At 61.3% G+C, this 18,313-nt stretch carries 19 protein-coding genes; 7 read left to right on the forward strand and 12 right to left on the reverse strand.

The features are described from left to right. Positions 1-42: 42 nt before the first annotated feature. Positions 43-1,419, forward strand: a complete 1,377-nt coding sequence (gene otsA, locus FHT73_RS17780; protein ID WP_112609321.1) for an alpha,alpha-trehalose-phosphate synthase (UDP-forming) — start codon at positions 43-45, stop codon at positions 1,417-1,419. 10 nt (positions 1,420-1,429) lie between these two features. Here otsA and FHT73_RS17785 read toward each other — a convergent pair whose 3' ends face one another. Continuing rightward, positions 1,430-2,332, reverse strand: a complete 903-nt coding sequence (locus FHT73_RS17785) for a LysR family transcriptional regulator (RefSeq protein WP_183713422.1) — start codon at positions 2,330-2,332, stop codon at positions 1,430-1,432. A gap of 162 nt (positions 2,333-2,494) precedes the next feature. On the opposite strand from FHT73_RS17785, the gene betC reads away from it, so the two are divergent. Continuing rightward, positions 2,495-4,009, forward strand: a complete 1,515-nt coding sequence (betC, locus tag FHT73_RS17790) for a choline-sulfatase (protein WP_183713425.1) — start codon at positions 2,495-2,497, stop codon at positions 4,007-4,009. Between the two features lie 52 nt (positions 4,010-4,061). Here betC and tsaA read toward each other — a convergent pair whose 3' ends face one another. The 3 genes from tsaA to FHT73_RS17805 form a co-directional block, all read right to left on the reverse strand. Then, positions 4,062-4,592, reverse strand: coding sequence for a tRNA (N6-threonylcarbamoyladenosine(37)-N6)-methyltransferase TrmO (gene tsaA / locus FHT73_RS17795; RefSeq protein WP_112336729.1), 531 nt, complete (start codon positions 4,590-4,592; stop codon positions 4,062-4,064). Between the two features lie 23 nt (positions 4,593-4,615). Beyond that, a complete protein-coding gene (locus tag FHT73_RS17800) occupies positions 4,616-5,641 on the reverse strand; it encodes an iron ABC transporter substrate-binding protein (RefSeq protein ID WP_183713428.1) in 1,026 nt (341 codons plus the stop codon). Between the two features lie 108 nt (positions 5,642-5,749). Next, positions 5,750-7,333: a peptide chain release factor 3 gene (locus FHT73_RS17805; protein ID WP_112336731.1), complete on the reverse strand. Its 1,584-nt coding sequence runs from the start codon at positions 7,331-7,333 to the stop codon at positions 5,750-5,752. A gap of 91 nt (positions 7,334-7,424) precedes the next feature. Here FHT73_RS17805 and dut point away from each other — a divergent pair, with 91 nt between their 5' ends. Both dut and FHT73_RS17815 read left to right on the forward strand, forming a co-directional pair. Continuing rightward, positions 7,425-7,895, forward strand: a complete 471-nt coding sequence (gene dut, locus FHT73_RS17810; protein ID WP_183713433.1) for a dUTP diphosphatase — start codon at positions 7,425-7,427, stop codon at positions 7,893-7,895. Positions 7,896-7,921: 26 nt separating this feature from the next. Next, positions 7,922-8,788, forward strand: a complete 867-nt coding sequence (locus FHT73_RS17815; protein ID WP_246712151.1) for a GNAT family N-acetyltransferase — start codon at positions 7,922-7,924, stop codon at positions 8,786-8,788. Here the strand turns inward: FHT73_RS17815 and FHT73_RS17820 are convergent. Further along, a complete protein-coding gene (locus FHT73_RS17820) occupies positions 8,760-9,251 on the reverse strand; it encodes an Lrp/AsnC family transcriptional regulator (RefSeq protein ID WP_112609466.1) in 492 nt (163 codons plus the stop codon). The two genes, FHT73_RS17815 and FHT73_RS17820, sit on opposite strands and share 29 nt — an antisense overlap. A gap of 108 nt (positions 9,252-9,359) precedes the next feature. On the opposite strand from FHT73_RS17820, the gene FHT73_RS17825 reads away from it, so the two are divergent. Both FHT73_RS17825 and FHT73_RS17830 read left to right on the forward strand, forming a co-directional pair. Further along, positions 9,360-10,274: a DMT family transporter gene (locus tag FHT73_RS17825; RefSeq protein WP_183713438.1), complete on the forward strand. Its 915-nt coding sequence runs from the start codon at positions 9,360-9,362 to the stop codon at positions 10,272-10,274. Continuing rightward, positions 10,271-10,573: an NIPSNAP family protein gene (locus FHT73_RS17830; protein ID WP_015338553.1), complete on the forward strand. Its 303-nt coding sequence runs from the start codon at positions 10,271-10,273 to the stop codon at positions 10,571-10,573. Before FHT73_RS17825 ends, FHT73_RS17830 begins: the two co-directional genes overlap by 4 nt. A gap of 2 nt (positions 10,574-10,575) precedes the next feature. Here FHT73_RS17830 and FHT73_RS17835 read toward each other — a convergent pair whose 3' ends face one another. From FHT73_RS17835 to FHT73_RS17845, 3 genes are read right to left on the reverse strand one after another with little or no spacing between them, the layout of a single operon-like run. Then, the gene (locus FHT73_RS17835) at positions 10,576-11,202 is read right to left on the reverse strand and encodes a hypothetical protein (protein ID WP_183713441.1); all 627 of its coding nucleotides are present in this window, start codon (positions 11,200-11,202) and stop codon (positions 10,576-10,578) included. After that, positions 11,202-11,834 carry a LysE family translocator gene (locus FHT73_RS17840; RefSeq protein ID WP_112609305.1) on the reverse strand — a complete coding sequence of 211 codons (633 nt, stop codon included), beginning with the start codon at positions 11,832-11,834 and terminating at the stop codon, positions 11,202-11,204. Before FHT73_RS17840 ends, FHT73_RS17835 begins: the two co-directional genes overlap by 1 nt. 24 nt (positions 11,835-11,858) lie before the next feature. Continuing rightward, positions 11,859-12,416: a cysteine hydrolase family protein gene (locus tag FHT73_RS17845; protein ID WP_183713444.1), complete on the reverse strand. Its 558-nt coding sequence runs from the start codon at positions 12,414-12,416 to the stop codon at positions 11,859-11,861. A 374-nt stretch (positions 12,417-12,790) separates the two neighbouring features. Here FHT73_RS17845 and cysK point away from each other — a divergent pair, with 374 nt between their 5' ends. Next, a complete protein-coding gene (gene cysK / locus FHT73_RS17850) occupies positions 12,791-13,759 on the forward strand; it encodes a cysteine synthase A (protein ID WP_112336737.1) in 969 nt (322 codons plus the stop codon). 99 nt (positions 13,760-13,858) lie between these two features. On the opposite strand, the gene FHT73_RS17855 is transcribed toward cysK, so the two are convergent. From FHT73_RS17855 to FHT73_RS17870, 4 genes are all read right to left on the reverse strand, one after another. Next, positions 13,859-15,391, reverse strand: coding sequence for a YifB family Mg chelatase-like AAA ATPase (locus FHT73_RS17855; protein WP_183713447.1), 1,533 nt, complete (start codon positions 15,389-15,391; stop codon positions 13,859-13,861). 192 nt (positions 15,392-15,583) lie between these two features. Then, positions 15,584-16,531: a glutathione synthase gene (gshB, locus tag FHT73_RS17860; protein WP_112399642.1), complete on the reverse strand. Its 948-nt coding sequence runs from the start codon at positions 16,529-16,531 to the stop codon at positions 15,584-15,586. Positions 16,532-16,623: 92 nt separating this feature from the next. Further along, positions 16,624-17,127 (reverse strand): cupin domain-containing protein, encoded by a 504-nt coding sequence (locus tag FHT73_RS17865; protein ID WP_183713450.1) that lies wholly within the window; start codon positions 17,125-17,127, stop codon positions 16,624-16,626. Positions 17,128-17,225: 98 nt separating this feature from the next. Then, entirely contained in the window at positions 17,226-18,221 is a 996-nt protein-coding gene (locus FHT73_RS17870; RefSeq protein WP_183713453.1) for an endonuclease/exonuclease/phosphatase family protein, read from the reverse strand. Between the last annotated feature and the right edge of the window lie 92 nt (positions 18,222-18,313).

Raw genomic sequence — 18,313 nt, forward strand, 5'->3', positions numbered from 1 at the left:
GATCATGGCGATGTCTCCCAGACTTCTCGAAAGGAAGAATTCGTGAGTCGACTCATCATTGTTTCTAATCGTGTTTCCGTACCCGACCATAAAGGCGCCGCTGCGGCAGGTGGCCTTGCGGTGGCTCTGCAGGCGGCGCTCGCCGAGCGCGGCGGCATCTGGATGGGCTGGTCCGGCAAATCGAGCGGCGACGCGGAGCCTGAGCCGCTGCGGATGACGCAGGACGGCAACATCACCTATGCGCTCACCGATCTGACCCAGACCGATGTAGAGGAATATTATCAGGGCTTTGCCAACCGCGTGCTATGGCCGATCTGTCATTACCGGCTTGATCTCGCCGAATATGCCCGCAAGGAAATGACGGGGTATTTCCGCGTCAACCGCTTCTTTGCCCACCGGCTCGCACCTCTGATCGAACCCGACGATATCATCTGGGTGCATGACTATCATCTCATCCCGCTTGCAGCGGAGCTGCGGCAGATGGGCCTGAAGAACCGCATCGGCTTCTTCCTGCATATTCCCTGGCCACCGGCCGATGTCGTGCTCGCCATGCCGGTGCACGAGGAGATCATGCGGGGCCTTTCCTCCTACGACCTGCTCGGTTTTCAGACGGACCATGATCTTGAGAACTTTGCAGGCTGCCTGAAGCGCGAGGGGATGGGCATCGAGAAAAGTCCGGGCCATTTCAGCGCTCACGGCCATGATTTTCGCGGTGGCGCCTATTCGATCGGCATCGAGACGGCGGGCTTTGCCGAATTCGCCCGCAAAGCAGCGTCGCACAGCATGGTGCAGAAAGTGCGCCAAAGCATCGAAGGCCGCGACCTCATTCTCGGCGTCGACCGGCTCGATTACTCCAAGGGCATCACGCAGCGCATCGATGCCTTCGAACGTTTCATCACCAACAATCCCGCTCACCAACGCAGCATCACCTATCTGCAGATCACGCCGAAATCCCGCTCGGAAGTCCCCGAATATGAGGCGATGCAGAACGCGGTTGCCGAACAGGCCGGACGGGTCAACGGCGCGATCGGGACGGTCGACTGGGTGCCGATCCGCTATATCAATCGCTCGATCAGCCGCCCGATCCTGGCAGGCCTTTACCGGATTGCGAAGGTCGGGCTCGTGACGCCGCTACGCGACGGCATGAACCTGGTTGCCAAGGAATATGTCGCGGCGCAGGACCCGGACAATCCCGGCGTGCTGGTGCTCTCGCGCTTTGCCGGCGCGGCGCGCAAGCTGAAGGGCGCTCTGCTGGTCAATCCCTATGATGTCGACGGCACCGCCAATGCGCTGGCGCGCGCCATCAACATGCCGCTGCAGGAGCGGCAGGAGCGTTGGCGCGGCATGATGGACTATCTGCTGGAAAATGACGTGTCGCGTTGGTGCGAGACGTTTCTTGCCGATCTTACGGCGGAATAGAGCATGATGATCATCCGGCGGCGGCCTCGGTGAGCAACCACTGCGCCAACCGCTCCGCCTCCGGATTCGCGACGGCCGGCGGCAACAGCCAATAGCCGCGCTCCGGCGCCTGCAGCATGGGACCCACCGTCACCAGCGTCCGCGCTGTGAGCAGGGAATCGACAAGGCCCATCCAGCCGATGGCAACGCCCTGCTCGCTGAGGGCCGCCTGTACGACGAGCGAATAGGTATTGAAGCGCAGGTCGCCGCGGCCAGCATAGGCATCCCGGGCAACGCCGAAGGCGGCAAGATAGCTCTGCCAGTCGAACCATGGCGACGGCATTTCTGAATCGAGATGAACAAGCGTGGTGCCGGCAAGCTGCGAGGGATCGATGAATGGACCGTGCCGCTCTGCAAAACCTCTGGTACAGATCGGCACGACCTTCTCCGGCAGAAGCAGCGTTGCGCCCGAACCGAACTCGTTGCGTGTTCCGAAGAAGACGGCGATATCGCCGCTTTCCGGCGCGCCGCGATCCAGCCGCTGCGTGGCGACGATCTGGATATCGACTTCCGGATAGAGGAGCCGGACCGCGTGCATGCGGGGAATGAGCCAGAGCGCGGAAAAGGCATAGTCGGTGCGCAAACGGACGGACGGGCGCTCCGCCTCGACGCGGAAGCTGCGCACCAGATTGTCGACTCCGCCGACCGAGTTTTCGACGATTTCGAAGAGGCGCTGCCCCTCGGGCGAGAGTACAACACCGCGATGCTGGCGGTGAAACAGGGACACGCCCATCTGCTCTTCGATACGGCGGATCTGATAGCTGACGGCTGGTTGCGTCAGGCCAAGCGCTGCAGCGGCAGCGGAGAGGCTGCCGGAGCGGCCCACTTCCAGGAATATCCGCAGCCAACCGAGATCGACGAGACGTTCAGCCATAAAATTTCCTTTTGGCATCCATCGAAAAATGTCTGCTTCACAGTGGGAACTCTAGTGATGTTCAATAAAATAATCGAATAACAAACAGTGAGCTATCCTCATGTGCACTTCCGCAATGCGTTGGCTCGCAGCCGGCCTTTGATCTCCAAGGAAAACACGCGAATGTCCCGCCCGAATATCCTCATCCTCATGGTCGATCAGTTCAACGGCACGCTCTTCCCCGACGGCCCGGCCGATTTCCTGCATGCTCCGGTGCTGAAGGCTCTGGCGAAGCGCTCCGTGCGCTTTGCCAACAGCTATACGGCAAGCCCGCTCTGCGCGCCGGCCCGTGCCTCCTTCATGTCCGGGCAACTGCCGAGTCGCACGCGCGTCTATGACAATGCCGCCGAATTCTGCTCGGATATACCGACTTTCGCCCACCACCTACGCGCCGCCGGCTACCAGACGGCGCTCTCGGGCAAGATGCATTTCGTCGGCCCGGATCAGATGCATGGCTTCGAGGAGCGGCTGACGACCGACATCTACCCTGCCGATTTCGGCTGGACGCCTGATTATACGAAGCCGGGCGAGCGCATCGACTGGTGGTATCACAATCTCGGTTCGGTCACCGGCGCGGGCACTGCCGAGATCACCAATCAGATGGAATATGACGACGAGGTTGCCTATCACGCGACCCGCAAGCTTTACGATCTCTCGCGAGGGCATGACGAACGACCGTGGTGCCTGACCGTCAGCTTCACCCATCCGCACGACCCCTATGTCGCGCGGCGCCGCTTCTGGGACCTCTATGAGAATTGCCCCGCACTCGATCCCGAAGTCGGCGAAATCCCCTTCGAACGGCAGGACCCGCATTCGCAGCGGCTGATGAAGGCCTGCGATCACACCGCCTTCGACATCACGCCGAACCAGATCCGCCGGGCACGCCGCGGCTATTTCGCCAATATCTCCTATGTCGACGAAAAGATCGGCGAGATATTGGACACGCTCGAGCGCGGCCGTATGGCCGACAACACCATTATCCTCTTCGTCTCGGATCATGGCGACATGCTCGGCGATCGTGGCCTCTGGTTCAAGATGAACTTCTTCGAAGGTTCGGCCCGCGTGCCGCTGATGATCGCAGCTCCCGGCTGGCAGCCGAAGCGGATCGACCAGCCGGTCTCGACTCTCGACGTTACTCCGACGCTGGCAGCCCTCGCCGGGATCGACATCGCATCGCTGCGCCGCTGGACCGATGGCGAGGACCTGACGCCGCTGGCTCGTGGAACCGGAAGCCGCAGCCCCGTGCCGATGGAATATGCCGCAGAAGGCTCGGAAGCGCCGCTCGTAGGCTTACGCGACGGCAATTACAAGCTGACCCTTTGCGAAAAGGACCCGCCGATGCTCTTCGACCTCAGGGAGGATCCGAAGGAGCTAACCAATCTGGCAGGCAACCCGGCCTATGCGGAAACGCTGGAGAGACTGACGGCGCAGGCCATGGAGCGCTGGGATCTTTCAAGCTTCGACGCTGCCGTGCGCGAGAGCCAGGCGCGGCGATGGGTGGTCTACACGGCCCTTCGCAACGGCGCCTATTACCCCTGGGACTATCAGCCCTTGCAGAAGGCTTCGGAGCGCTACATGCGCAACCATATGGACCTCAACGTGCTGGAGGAAAATCAGCGCTATCCGCGAGGCGAGTAGGATTTCGATGATGGACTGATGGCAATAGCTTGGAGCGGTTTCACGAAGCACTCTAAACATCGCGCTTCTGGCAGTAATGCGCCGTCTCGCCGTCGCCGGTCTGGAAGTCTCCGGGCTGCGGCGGCGCGATCGGTTTGAACAGCGTGCGATCCGGCTTCAGATCAAGCAAGGGCGTGCCGTCAAGGCAATCGAGGCCGCGCACCAGCAATACGGCCCCCTCGACCGCTTCCAGCTTGACAATGGATGTGCCGATGGGATTGGGCCGCACCGGCGAGCGCAGCGAAAAGGTGCCGTGTACCTTGCCGCTGTTAGCCGGGCTCTGCAGCACGAGATCCCTGCGCGAACGATCCAGCCAATAGAGAACTTCCAGGCGCTCGAAGGCCTCCACGCCCTGCAGCGCCGCCACCCAGGGCTCGAAGATTTCGATCCGGCAGATCGGGCCATCATGCCGGCCCTGGCGCGGCGTTTCCATGCGCGATGTCCAGGGCGTGGAAATGCGGCCTATGAAGATGAGCCCCGCATCCAAGGCTACCGGCGGCTCGACGGCCACCTCGTTTTCGCGAATTTCGTTTTCGCGGACCATGAATGCCTTCCTTACCAGAGCGGTTATTTCATGCCCTTCAACAACGCCGTCAGCTGATTGTCAGTCAGATCGACCTGATAAAGCAGCTTGTAGAATTGCTTCACATCGTCGGAAAAATCGCTGCGGAAGAGCTTCGGATAAATGAGCTTCTCCATCCAGCGCACGCCGAGCAGCCTGTTGATGCCAGGCGGGGAATCGAACCAGCCGAAAGGCAGGGACGGTGGCACGAAGATCTTGCCGTCCTTGACGGCCTTGATGCCGGCCCATTGCGGATCGCTTTTCACCGAGGCTGCAAAGTCAGGGTTCTCGGCGATGATGATATCCGGATTCCATCCGGCGATCTGCGGCGGCGTCACCTTGGTCAAGCCACCCTTGCCGGCAGCGGCAGCGACATTCATCGTGCCGACAGCATCGAGGATTTCGAGATTGATCGAGCCGGAAAGCCCGGTTTCCAAGCCATCGGCACCACGGCCATAATAGACGCGCGGGCGCGGGTCGTTCGGCAATGTCGCGAGCTTTTCGTTAAGGTCCTTGATCGCCGTATCGGCATAATCGGCCAGCTTGTTGGCGCGGTCCTCGACGCCGATCAGGGCGCCGACATCGCGCAGCGTATCGGCGGTGCGGGCAAAGCTGCCGTCGACAAGGACATAGGGAATATGCGTGTCGGACTGCACCTTGTCGGCCAGCGCCTTGTAGGTGGGATCGACCGTACCGGCATCGAGGATGATATCAGGCTTGGCGTCGATGACCGCCTGCGAACTGATCGCGCCATCCTTGCCCGTCAGGCGCCCGATTGTCGGCAATGATCGCACCGACGGCATCAAGTAGGCCTTAGCGGCATCATCGGGCGCATGCACCCAGCCCACCAGCTTCTCCGGCGCCAGCACATAGACCAGGACGGCGGCTGGCGGCCCGGCCACCAGAATGCGATTGATCTTATCAGGCACAGACACCGTGCGTCCGGCCGCATCGGCGATGATTCGCGCCTCGGCTGCGACCGGCATCAGGCCGACGAAGGCCAGAGCAAGAACCGCAAAAAGTCTCATCATAAAATGCCTGTTCCGATCAAGGAAATCACCCGCGGCACTATGGCATAGCGCTATATCGGATGGAACATCGCGGCGGCACTATTCCAAAATGAAACGCATCCGAACCGATCACGCCGCCTTGACGGCGTGATATTCTTTGATCGCGACCATCTTGATAGCCGGGTAACGTTCTGCCTCGTAGCGCAGCGAGAAGCCGTCCTGGGCGAGGAAGACCGGATCGCCATCGAGATCGCGGGCGATATCGCCGCGGCGCTGGGTGACGAATTTTTCGAGATCGGCGGGCTGGTCGGCCGAGATCCAGCGGCAGACGGAGAAGCGCGACATTTCGAAGGAAACCGGCAGGCCGTATTCGGCCATCAACCGCTCCTTCAAGACGTCGAGCTGTAGGGCGCCGACGACGCCGACGATGGCGGGAGAGCCATCTTCCGGCGAGAAGAGCTGCACGACGCCTTCTTCGGCCATCTGCTGCAGCGCTTCCTTGAGCTTCTTCGCCTTCATCGCGTCTTCAAGACGAACACGGCGCAGGATTTCCGGCGAGAAGTTGGGCACGCCCTGGAAGACGAGAGATTCGCCTTCGGTCAGCGTATCGCCGATGCGCAGCGTTCCATGGTTCGGAATGCCGACGACGTCGCCTGCATAGGCGGTGTCGGCGAGCTGGCGCTGCGAGGCGAAGAAAAATTGCGGCGCGGTGAGGCCAAGCTGCTTGCCGGTGCGCGACAGTCGCGCCTTCATGCCGCGCTCAAGCTTGCCGGAGCAGATACGCGCAAAGGCGATGCGGTCACGATGGTTCGGGTCCATGTTGGCCTGGATCTTGAAGACGAAGGCCGTCATCTTGTCGTCGGTGGCGTGAACCGTTCTGATGTCGGCAACCTGGTCACGTGGCGGCGGCGCGAAGTCGCCGAGCGCGTTGATAAGATCGCGGACACCGAAATTGCGCAGCGCCGAGCCGAAGAAGACCGGCGTCATATGACCTTCCAGGAAGGAGTCCCGATCAAACGGACGGCAGGCCTCGATCGCCAGTTCCGTCTCGTCGATAAAGGCCTGGCGCTCGTTTTCCGGCAACCGGTCGGCGACTGCCTGCGGGCCGTTCACCTTGGTCGCCTCGACCTCGGTATCGGAACCGCGAACGGTATTGTCAGCCAGATGGTAGGAGCCGCAGAAAGTCTTGGAGCGGCCGATCGGCCAGGTGACCGGAGCCGTATCCAGTGCCAGCTTCTCTTCGACTTCATCAAGAATTTCGAAAGGATCGCGGCTTTCGCGGTCCATCTTGTTGATGAAGGTGATGATCGGGATGTCGCGCATGCGGCAGACTTCGAACAGCTTCAGCGTCCGCGGCTCGATACCCTTGGCGGCGTCGATAACCATGACTGCCGCATCGACGGCCGTCAGCGTGCGATAGGTGTCGTCGGCGAAGTCTTCGTGACCCGGCGTATCGAGAATGTTGAAGACGTTGCCTTCATATTCGAAGGTCATGACCGACGTCACGACCGAGATGCCGCGTTCGCGCTCAATCTTCATCCAGTCGGAGCGCGTCTGCATGCGATCCTTCTTGGCCTTGACTTCGCCGGCAAGCTGAATGGCGCCGCCGAACAGCAGCAGCTTTTCGGTGAGCGTCGTCTTGCCCGCGTCCGGGTGAGCGATAATAGCGAATGTGCGGCGGCGGGAGACCGCCTCGGCGAGACTTTCGGCCATGCGTGTGAATCCTGTGAATTGGCGCCGTATCTAGCGACTCAAAGGCCTAAATGCAATTGACCTCCGGCCTTCGCGCGCAAACTAATGCCGCATGACCATTCACACCGATATCAGCCCGACCCTGAAGCTCATCCGCCTGCCGCATGGCGAAGGCCTGGAGCTGCCCGCCTATGAGACCAAGGGTGCAGCCGGCATGGACCTGCGCGCAGCCGTCGAAAAAGGCGCGACGCTGACGATCGCGCCCGGCAAGCGGGCGCTCGTTCCCACAGGCTTCATCTTCGAAGTTCCGGATGGCTTCGAGGCGCAGATCCGCCCTCGCTCGGGCCTTGCCCTCAAGAACGGCATCACCTGCCTGAACTCCCCCGGCACTGTCGACAGCGACTATCGCGGCGAAGTAAAAGTGATCCTGGCGAACCTTGGCGACGAGCCGTTCGAAATCACGCGCGGCATGCGCATCGCGCAGATGGTCATCGCGCCAGTCACCCAAGTGCGTGTCGCCGAGATTTCCGAGATCAGCGAAACCGCACGCGGCGCCGGCGGCTTCGGCTCGACCGGCGTGTGATGTCCGAACTAGGACGAGACCACGGATTGACGCTCCGGCAAGATTATTTCGACGATCCCTCCGCCTGGAATGCGCTTGTCGATCTGCTGCAGGATACATTCTCGATCGATGTCAGCATCCTGGACCAATTTGACGGCCCGGACCCGACAAGCATGCCGTTTGGCTATTTCGATGCCGATGGCCGCTGCGTCGCCAATTTCAGCGCCTTCTCCATGCCGATGATCATCAATGGCAGGGTCGTCAAGGCGGCGGGCTATCAATCCGGCGCGGTCCGGCCGGAATGGCGCAAGCGCGGCCTCTATCGCGACCTCATGCAGCGCGCCTTTTCCCACACCGCGACCGAGGGCTACGAACTCGATCTGCTGCTCACCGACAAGCCGGCTCTCTATGAGCGGTATGGCTTTCGCATCCTGCCGCAGCATATCTTCGTTGCGCAGACGCCGACGCTTCAGAAATCTGATTTGTCAGCCCGGCAGCTCTCCCTGGAAGCGCCTGACGATCTGCGCCTCATCAGGACGCTCCTGCAAGACCGTCAGCCGGCCTCCGCCCAATTTGCCGTTGTCAGGCAGATGGAGATGTTTCTGCTGAATGCTTCCTTCAACTCCGCGATCCGCCTGACGGCGCTTGGGGATGACACGGTCGCTGCATGGACGTTCGACGGCGCGACTTTCTGGCTTCTCGACATTGTGGGAACTACCATTCCCTCGCTGGCGACCATCGTCTCAGCGCTCGATATCCAACCCGAGCGCATCGAGATCTGCTTTTCTCCGGACCGCCTGGATTGCCAGGTATTGCTTGAGCCTTACGACGGCTACACCATGCTGATGGTGCGCGGCAAAGCGGCAGCCGATATTGTCGGGCCGCTCATGCTTTCGCCGATGGCGGAATTCTAGAGCCGGTAAGCGGCGGCAGGCGGCGCTTGACCGGCGTCGCCTTGATCATCGACGTGTTCGTCTCGGCCCGCTCGGTGATCTTATCCAATATACCATCGAGTTCACCCATCGAGCGCACCACCAGCCGACCGATAAAGCAATCGTCGCCGGTGACCTTGTCGCACTCTATGAATTCCGGCGTTTGCTGAATGATCCGCTCGACGACATGCAACTGGCCGGGCAGAGGCCGGATGCGGACGATCGCCTGCAGGGGATAGCCGATCGCCTCCGGCGCGATATCCACGGTAAAGGCCGAGATGATGCCGCGTTCCTCCAGTCGGCGCAGACGTTCCGCCGCGCTCGGCGACGACAGGCTGGCCGCTTCCGCCAATTCCTTCAGCGATATGCGGGCATTGCGCGCCAGCGCCTCCAGCATCCGCTGATCGATCTCATCGAGACCAAGGCTCGCATTAGGAGCACTCATCATTCAACCTCATTTACGTAGGTCTTTTGGCTAATTTACCTTACTAAATCTATATCACCAGCGCAGATACCGCAATATGATTGGGGCAGATAGACGGGAGCCAAGGCAATGAACGAGATTAAACGCGGCACGGTGGAAATGACGGCGGCGATGCTGATTTCAGGCACGATCGGCTGGTTCGTATTGATGTCCGGGCAGGCCGTGATCGGTGTGGTTTTCTGGCGCTGCTTCTTCGGCGCGCTGACGCTGCTCGTTATCTGCGGCGCCATGGGCCTGCTGCGCCCAGGCATCCTCAATCTCAGGACATTTTCCATTGCCGTCGGTGGCGGGATCGCCATCGTCCTCAACTGGCTGCTGCTTTTCGCCGCCTATTCCCACGCCTCCATTTCCATCGCCACAACCGTCTATAATACGCAACCTTTCATGCTGCTGGGTCTCGGCGCATTGTTCCTCGGCGAACGGATCACCTTCACCAAGCTCTTCTGGTTAGGCCTCGCCTTCGCCGGCATGGTCGTGATCGTCGAAGGCAAGCCGGCCGAGGCCGCCGGTTCGGGAAGCTATGCGATCGGCATCCTGCTTTCGCTGGGCGCAGCCTTCTTCTATGCGCTGGCAGCGATCGCTGCCAAATGGCTGAAGGGCACGCCGCCGCATCTGATTGCGCTGATCCAGGTGTCCACCGGCATTCTGATGTTGGCACCCTTTACCCATTTTTCCGCCGCACCCCAGGATATCGGGGGATGGTCGATCCTCGTCACCATGGGCATTGTGCATACCGGGTTGATGTATGTGCTGCTCTATGGCGCCATCCAGAAGCTGCCGACGCACCTGACCGGGGCACTCTCCTTCGTCTATCCAATCGCCGCCATCATCGTCGATCGCTTTGCCTTCGGCCATGTGCTTGGCTCGGCGCAGATCCTCGGCGCAGTCATCATTCTCGCGGCTGCTGCCGGCATGAATCTCGGCTGGACGCTCCCCCTGCCCTGGAATAGAAACGGTGGTCTTTCGAAGGGGGCCGCCGAATGATTACGTGCTACCTGCATTATGTCATAGATCCCTATAAGCTCGCCCAGTTCGAGCATTACGCCAAGCTCTGGATCCCGCTGGTCAACCGGCTGGGCGGTACGCATCACGGCTATTTCATGCCGCACGAGGGAGCCAATAACATCGCCTTGGCGCTTTTCAGCTTCCCGAGCCTTGCCGCCTATGAGGAATATCGGCTGAAAATACCTGAAGATGCGGAATGCCAGGCCGCCCTTGCCTATGGCGAGGAAACACGCTGCATCATCAGCTACGAGCGCAGCTTCATGCGGCCGGTGTTCTAAAATTATTTAGCCAGATTCGGACAGACATCGGAGCGGCTATCGAGGCCTTCGGCCATTTTCTCGAAGCTCACGCCTGATCCGGCCTTGCCCCCGCCGATGCGCAGCACATAGAGGCTGTCGAAATCCTTACCATGCCATTTCGGCACGGCTTTTTCATCGCCGCCATTCTCGCTCATCAGCTGGCGGGCGAGATCGACGATCTGCTTGTGCTCCCAGGCGACGAAGATCAGCTTGCCGGCATAAGCAGGCTTCTTTAGCTCGCCTTTCAGATCATCGATATCCTCATAGCCGAAGCTGGTATCGACGGGCATTCCAAGGGCGATCGCCGTCGGTTCTATGGTCGCGAGCGGCCGGATATAATCGTAGGAAGTGCCGGAATCGTCCTTTCGCTTCGATGGATCAGGCGCAAAGATCGCCGCCGGCTTGCCGAAGAGCTTTGTCAGCACCGGCGGTAAAGCCAGCGCCCGGTTGAGACCCTGGCAGCTCAATTGGCCAAGACCCGCCTCGGGCTTTTCGCCATGACGCATGAAGACGATCGTCTGCGTTCCCGTCTCCGCCGCCGAAGCAGCGCTCCAGAACGATGCGAGCATCAGAAGGCTGGCGGCGAGCGGCAGCGAAACGTTCCGCATCAACGCTGCGCCTCGAAAGCCATGCGCACGGCGAGCCCGGCCAGCACCGTGCCCATCAGCCAGCGCTGCACTAGGGCAAAGGATGGGCGCTGGGTGAGAAACATCGCGATCCAGCCGGCACTCAGCGCGAAAATGGCATTGAATGTTACGCTGATAATGATCTGCGCGAAGCCGAGAACAATGGATTGCGTGAAAACGCTGCCGGCGGCGGGATCGACGAACTGCGGCAGCAGCGACAGATAGAGGATCGCGACCTTCGGGTTCAGCAGGCTCGTCACCAGCCCCATCGTGAAAAGCCGGCGGGTGCTGTCCTTTGGCAACTCGCGCACCTGAAAGGCCGAGCGGCCGCCGGGCTTCAGCGCATTCCAGGCGAGCCATCCAAGATAGGCCGCACCCGCCAGCCGCAGCGCATCGTAGGCGAAAGGAACGGCAAAGACGAAGGCGGTAATGCCGAGCGCAGCCGAGAACATGTAGAAGAGGAAGCCGCAGGCGACACCGCCAAGGGAGATCAACCCTGCCGCTGGTCCCTGCGAGATCGAGCGCGACACCAGATAGATCATGTTCGGCCCAGGCGTCAGCACCATGCCGAGAGCAATCAGGGCAAAGGTGATCATGCTGGTCAGATGCGGCATGGAGGCTCCGGCGGAGAAAGGGCTTCAGAAGGAGATTTCGGTCGATGCGACCAGCTTGATTTCATGCGGCCCGGCATCGAAACCGTCAAGCAGCATATTGTGATGGGTGACAATGTCTTCGAAACTCAGTTTGCCCATATCCGCCGTGGTGTGTCCGTCTGATATCAGTGAGGCGTCGAAGCCCAGCGAAACGGCGCGCCGCACAGTCGTATCCACGCAGAACTGCGTCATGCAGCCGCCAACGATGAGGTGAGTGACACCACGGCCCTTGAGCCGTGCCTCCAGATCAGTCTCGAAGAAGGAATCGCAGCTCGTCTTGTGCACGACGACATCGCCGGCTTCCGGTGCGATCTCCCGGCGCAGCTGCCAGCCTTCGCTGCGCTTGGCCAAACGATGGGTCGGGCCGCCGTCATGCTGAACGATGAAGGTGGGAATACCGGCGGCACGGGCGCTGTGTTTCAACGCTGCGAGCTTCGCAACGACCGCCTCCAGCGCGGCATCGATAGCCGGCTGGCGATCCGGCGTGCCGAGGCCCGTCAGGATGGAGTTCTGAAGATCGATCAGGAGCAATGCGGAAGACATGATATCCTTGGGCAAAGCGGTTGCGATGGGCCGTTAACACCTTGGTAATATGTTCGCTGCATCGGCGCAATCGCTTGAAAACGCAAAGGTAGTGCAATAGAGCCGATACCATCTGAGGAGGAAGGCTTCATGACGCTAGCGCCCTACCTGCCTGTTGCGGCGCGCCCTTTGTCGCTGCAGCCATTCCGGCCGGGGCCTCGCCGCCACCGCTGCCTTCATCGCCACGCGCGCCGTCTGAAAAAAACATCCTCAAGGAAGGCCATTGGGAGATTCTTTTCTCACGTGCTTCACGCAGGGAACGGGTGCGCACTCTGGTTTCCGCACGCGTTTGATCCTATTGTCGTTGCATAAATCCAATGTAGGGAGAGCTACCCATGTCCGACACCCGCAAACCCGGCCGCGGCCGCGTCTACGCCTCGATCACCGAGACCATCGGCGATACGCCGATCGTGCGCCTCGACAAGCTGGCGAAGGAGAAGGGCGTCAAGGCCAACATCTTGGCAAAGCTCGAATTCTTCAATCCGATCGCTTCCGTGAAAGATCGCATCGGCGTCGCCATGATCGAAAGCCTGGAAGCCCAGGGCAAGATCGCTCCCGGCCGGTCCGTGCTGATCGAGCCGACTTCGGGCAATACGGGTATTGCGCTCGCCTTTGCCGCCGCCGCCAAGGGTTATCGCCTTATCCTCACCATGCCGGAAACCATGTCGATCGAGCGCCGCAAGATGCTGGCGTTGCTCGGCGCCGAGCTGGTGCTTACCGAGGGACCGAAGGGCATGAAGGGCGCGATCGCTAAGGCCGAAGAGCTGGCCGCATCGCTGCCGGATGCGATCATTCCGCAGCAGTTCGAAAATCCCGCCAACCCGGAAATCCATCGCAAGACGACGGCCGAGGAAATCTGGAACGACACCGAAGGCAAGGTCGATATCTTCGTTTCCGGTATCGGCACCGGCGGCACGATCACCGGTGTCGGCCAGGTGTTGAAGGCGCGCAAGCCCGACATCAAGGTCATCGCCGTCGAGCCGGCGGATTCGCCCGTTCTTTCCGGCGGCAATCCCGGCCCGCACAAGATCCAGGGCATCGGCGCCGGCTTCGCGCCGAAGGTTCTCGATACGCATGTCTATGACGAGGTGGTGACCGTCAGCAATGACGAGGCGTTCCAGCAGGCGCGGCTCGTCGCCAAGCTCGAAGGCGTGCCGGTCGGCATCTCCTCCGGCGCGGCGCTCACAGCGGCCATCAAGATCGGCCAGCGTCCCGAAAATGAAGGCAAGACCATCGTCGTCATCATTCCGTCCTTCGCCGAGCGCTATCTCTCGACGGCCCTGTTCGAGGGACTTGGCGGCTAAAGGCGCCAACCGTCATTCGGACTTGGAAAGGGGTGCTTCGGCACCCTTTTTCATTCAGGCGGACGGGCGACGATCGAGCGTCGCCTCAGCTCAGGACTTTCAGGCGTGCGCTGCCAGTCGCTCTCCGGCGATGCGATAGGAGATGGCTTCCGCGAGATGGATGCGGCCGACGGTGGGCTTATCATCGAGATCGGCGAGCGTTCGAGCGACCTTGAGGATGCGATGATAGCCGCGGGCGGAGAATTTCATCTTCTCGGCGGCATCGCGCAGCAATTGCAGGCCGGCGGCGTCCGGCTCGGCGATGGTTTCGATCATCGCGGTCGAGCAACGGGCGTTGGTGGTGACGTCCTTCATGCCGGCTCGTTCGAAGCGTTCCCGCTGCCGTTCGCGAGCGCGTGCGACGCGGAGTGCGACATCGGCGCTGCTTTCCGCTGATGTCGGCCGGATGAGGTCGGCGGCGGAGACTGCCGGTACGTCTATGCGGATATCGATGCGATCGAGCAATGGACCGGAAATACGGCCCTGATAATCTGAAGCGCAGCGCGGCCCACGGGCGCAGGTGTGGCCCGGTTCGCCGGCCATGCCGCAGCGGCATGGGTTCATCGCTGCCACAAGCTGAATGCCGGCCGGATAGGAAACCCGGTGGTTTGCTCTCGCAATGACGCATTCGCCGGTTTCGAGCGGCTGGCGCAACGCATCGAGCGCCTGCGGCGAAAACTCCGGCAACTCGTCAAGGAAAAGAATGCCGTGATGGGCCAGCGACACCTCGCCGGGCCTCGCACGCAGACCGCCGCCGACGAGCGCCGCCATGGTGGCGGAGTGATGCGGCGCGCGATAGGGCCGCCGATCGGAGAGTTTGCCACCGGAAAGCTGGCCGGCGATCGAATGGATCATCGACACCTCCAACAGCTCGTTCGTCGACAGGGGCGGCAGGATCGACGGCAGGCGCGAAGCGAGCATCGACTTGCCGGAGCCGGGAGGCCCGACGAATAACAGGTTATGCCCGCCGGCGGCGGCCACCTCCAAGGCGCGCTTGGCGCTTTCCTGCCCTTTGATATCAGCAAGATCGGGTAGATTGGTGGCACTGGCACGAACGGATGGCTCCGGTCGCGAGAGAACCTGCGTACCGCGAAAATGATTGGCGAGCGCGATCAGGCTGCGTGGCGCCAGAATATCGATCTCCTTGCCCGCCCAGGCAGCTTCCGGCCCGCTTTCTGCAGGGCAGATCAGCCCCTTGCCCATGGCATTGGCGGCGATCGCGGCAGGAAGCGCGCCGGCAACGGGCGCGATCGTGCCGTCGAGATTGAGTTCGCCAATGACAGTGTAGGAGGACAGGGCATCGGCAGGGATCGCGCCGAGCGCCGCCATCAGACCGAGCGCGATCGCAAGGTCGAAGTGACTGCCCTCCTTGGGCAGATCCGCCGGGGCGAGATTGACGGTGACTTTCTTCGGCGGCAGAGCGAGGCCGGAGGCGTGCAGCGCCGCCTGGACCCGCTCTCGGCTCTCGGCCACAGCTTTGTCCGGCAGGCCGACGATGTGCATCAGCACCTTGCCGGGCGCGATCATCACCTGCACTTCGACGGGTACGCCCTCAATGCCCTGAAACGCAACCGTACTGACGCGCGCTACCATGCCCTATTCCCCTGTCGCCGAACCCGTTTGCCGTTACGTGCCCCGACCAGCAAACTTCGGGTTGCAATCTGGCATAAGACGAGGAATGAAACAAGAACAATAAACGAACAAAAACTTCACCCAGCACGTCGAAATTATCGACATGCCTGGGTGGATATGATCGTTCAGTTGGAAGCGTGGGGAAACTGCCGATCAGGCCCGCTTGGCTTCGATCGCATCCCAGAGCAGGCTGGCGATATCGGCGCCGCCGAAGCGCTTGACTTCGCGGATGCCGGTTGGCGACGTCACGTTGATCTCGGTCATATAGTCGCCGATGACATCGATGCCGACGAGCAGGAAGCCGCGCTCCTTCAGGGCCGGTCCGATGCGGGCGCAGATTTCCTTTTCGCGCGCCGTCAGCTCGGTCGCTTCGGCGCGGCCGCCGACATGCATGTTGGAGCGGGCATCATGCTCGGCTGGCACGCGGTTGATCGCGCCGACTGGTTCGCCATCGACAAGAATGATGCGCTTGTCGCCCTTGCGAACATCGGGCAGATATTGCTGGGCAATGAACGGCTCGCGGAAGAGCTGGCCGAACATTTCGAGAAGAGACGAGAGATTGCGGTCGTCGCGAGTCGAATGAAAGACGCCGGCGCCGCCATTGCCATAGAGCGGCTTCAGGATGATATCGCCCATCTCCTCGCGGAAGCGGCGGATTTCAGCCGGATCGCGGGTGATCAGCGTCTTCGGCATGAGATCGGCGAATTCGGTGACGAAGATCTTTTCCGGCGAATTGCGCACCCAGGCCGGGTCATTGACGACGAGCGTCTTCGGGTGGATGCGCTCGAGCAGATGCGTCGAGGTGATATAGGCCATGTCGAAGGGCGGGTCCTGGCGCAGCAGCACCACATCCATCGTCGAGAGATCGACGCGCTCCGGCTCGCCGAGCTCGAAGTGATCGCCCTTGACGTCGCGCAGGATCATCGGCTCGACGGAGGCATAGATCTTGCCGTCGCGCATACTCAGCCGCTCCGGCGTATAGTGGAAGAGCTTGTAGCCGCGGTTCTGCGCCTCGAGGCTCATGGCGAAGGTCGAGTCGCCCGCAATGTTGATGCTTCGGACATGGTCCATCTGGACCGCAACATTCTTGATACCAGCCATAGTCAGCCCTCGCTCGGATTTGCGGACAGATGTAGGTCGGCCCGCATCCAAACGCAACGGCTATTCAAGGGCTTCCGCCAAGGTGGCCCTGCTTAGGCAGCAAGGTCCTGTGTGTTGCCCTGGCGGACGAGGTTGCGCAGGCGATAGGCCATGGTCAAAGGCTTCGGGAATGGCTTGCGCAAGAAAGCGACTTTGCGCAGGTAGCGATCGATGCGCCACGTCGCCCAAGTGCCCCCGGCGAAGTAGGCGACATCGCCGGCATGCAGCGTGCGCTCGACGCCGTCTTCCGTGGTGATATGCACTTCGCCCTCAAGGATCATGACGGTTTCATCCCAGCCGAAATACCAGCGGAACTCGCCCGCCGTGCAATCCCACAGCGCGGTCATGGCGGCATCGTCCTGCCCGCGCGAATGCTCGGCGATGCGGGCAACGGGATTGCCCGACAAGATCCAGGATGGCTCGATCGGCGACGGCTTCATTTCCATCTCGCCACTGGCGCCAGCCACGAAGCTTTTCGACCGCGGCAGCGCGACCACAGCCGGGACGGCACGCGCGGCAAAGGCCGCCATGCTCGCCAACATTAATTTCAAGACCATGCAATCCCCCAAAATTCCATGAGCGTCTGCGATCTCATCGCATGGAACGGGTAACGGCAAAGTTCATGAAACCAGGTGCATTTTAACGATTGCAGCGATCAGGCGGAAAAACCTTCGATTGTGCAAACGACCATATCATGGTCGGAGAGCGGCTTGCCCTCGCCGTTGAGAGAGGACACAAGATGACTCTCGCCGATCTTCAAGCCGCGGGTGATGAACCAGTCGAGCTTCATGGCGCGATCGGGGAAACGTGTGATCAGGCTCGGGCGCGTGCTTGTCTGATCGAGCGGGCCGCCGTGGCACTCGAAGCCTCGGCCTTCGGCCATGGCGAACAGCGTATCCGTCGAATAATCGCCGCCGGTGTGGTTGCCGGTGTTGAGATCGCCGCCGATCAGGATCGGCAGACCGGGCGCGAAAGCCTCGACCTCATCGATCAGCGCCGCCAACTGCCGCTCGCGATAGGCAGCAGTGGCAACACTTTCGAGATGAACGGAAACGGCGACCATGGGGCCGGCCTCCGTCGTGACGATGGCGCCGACGGCGCAGCGATCGCCGATGCGCGGCTGCTCGTTGCTGTTGTTGAACCAGACGGCCTCACCGGGCAGACGGATCATGAAAGCATCCTTCAGAGCGACGGAGGCCAACAGGGCATTGCCGTGAAAGCCCTTCTCATTAAAATCGTCGCGGCAGTAGGAGCGCTCGATTTCCGAACCGAGGCTGAGCTCGAGAAACTCGACACCATAGGCATGATTCATGTCGAGTTCGCCGGCGATGATCGCGGTCGGGTCGCGCTGTTCGGTGCGGGCCATGCCCAGATCCATTTCCGACAGCAGGACAAGCGGCGCACCAGTCTCGCGCAGCTTGGCAGCGCTTTCCTCGGGAAACAGGCAGCGCTCGAGGTTCCAGGCGGCGACCGTAAAGGGGAAGGCCAAAGCCTCGACCTTGGCACCCGCCCCACCGACGCGCACCGTATTCAGGCAGGCGAGCGACGCAAGCTTTTCGGCGTGAACCGCCGGGGTCTTTTCAAGCGAAAGGAAGCTCTTTCGCTCTTCCTGCGATGGTAGGGTGAAGGCGGAGACGGTGTTGCGGATCATGATAGGGCCTGTCGAACTGAAATAAGGAGCGCGCGCAGAGAAATCGCAGGCGCTGGTCGCCCGGCAATAGGCTGATTTTGTGACGGTCCTGT

The organism is Rhizobium sp. BK098 (assembly GCF_014193155.1).
Classification (GTDB): Bacteria; Pseudomonadota; Alphaproteobacteria; order Rhizobiales; family Rhizobiaceae; genus Rhizobium.

What these genes read in the sequence shown, in the direction of transcription:
- FHT73_RS17840 (WP_112609305.1), bottom strand. Translation starts at nt 11,834, where the DNA reads ATGCCGCATCTGACCAGCATGATCACCTTTGCCCTGATTGCTCTCGGC.
- FHT73_RS17800 (WP_183713428.1), bottom strand. Translation starts at nt 5,641, where the DNA reads ATGATGAGACTTTTTGCGGTTCTTGCTCTGGCCTTCGTCGGCCTGATG.
- cysK (WP_112336737.1), top strand. Translation starts at nt 12,791, where the DNA reads ATGTCCGACACCCGCAAACCCGGCCGCGGCCGCGTCTACGCCTCGATC.
- FHT73_RS17845 (WP_183713444.1), bottom strand. Translation starts at nt 12,416, where the DNA reads ATGTCTTCCGCATTGCTCCTGATCGATCTTCAGAACTCCATCCTGACG.
- FHT73_RS17820 (WP_112609466.1), bottom strand. Translation starts at nt 9,251, where the DNA reads ATGAGTGCTCCTAATGCGAGCCTTGGTCTCGATGAGATCGATCAGCGG.
- FHT73_RS17855 (WP_183713447.1), bottom strand. Translation starts at nt 15,391, where the DNA reads ATGGTAGCGCGCGTCAGTACGGTTGCGTTTCAGGGCATTGAGGGCGTA.
- FHT73_RS17830 (WP_015338553.1), top strand. Translation starts at nt 10,271, where the DNA reads ATGATTACGTGCTACCTGCATTATGTCATAGATCCCTATAAGCTCGCC.
- FHT73_RS17865 (WP_183713450.1), bottom strand. Translation starts at nt 17,127, where the DNA reads ATGGTCTTGAAATTAATGTTGGCGAGCATGGCGGCCTTTGCCGCGCGT.
- gshB (WP_112399642.1), bottom strand. Translation starts at nt 16,531, where the DNA reads ATGGCTGGTATCAAGAATGTTGCGGTCCAGATGGACCATGTCCGAAGC.
- FHT73_RS17825 (WP_183713438.1), top strand. Translation starts at nt 9,360, where the DNA reads ATGAACGAGATTAAACGCGGCACGGTGGAAATGACGGCGGCGATGCTG.
- FHT73_RS17785 (WP_183713422.1), bottom strand. Translation starts at nt 2,332, where the DNA reads ATGGCTGAACGTCTCGTCGATCTCGGTTGGCTGCGGATATTCCTGGAA.
- betC (WP_183713425.1), top strand. Translation starts at nt 2,495, where the DNA reads ATGTCCCGCCCGAATATCCTCATCCTCATGGTCGATCAGTTCAACGGC.
- tsaA (WP_112336729.1), bottom strand. Translation starts at nt 4,592, where the DNA reads ATGGTCCGCGAAAACGAAATTCGCGAAAACGAGGTGGCCGTCGAGCCG.
- FHT73_RS17835 (WP_183713441.1), bottom strand. Translation starts at nt 11,202, where the DNA reads ATGCGGAACGTTTCGCTGCCGCTCGCCGCCAGCCTTCTGATGCTCGCA.
- FHT73_RS17805 (WP_112336731.1), bottom strand. Translation starts at nt 7,333, where the DNA reads ATGGCCGAAAGTCTCGCCGAGGCGGTCTCCCGCCGCCGCACATTCGCT.
- dut (WP_183713433.1), top strand. Translation starts at nt 7,425, where the DNA reads ATGACCATTCACACCGATATCAGCCCGACCCTGAAGCTCATCCGCCTG.
- FHT73_RS17870 (WP_183713453.1), bottom strand. Translation starts at nt 18,221, where the DNA reads ATGATCCGCAACACCGTCTCCGCCTTCACCCTACCATCGCAGGAAGAG.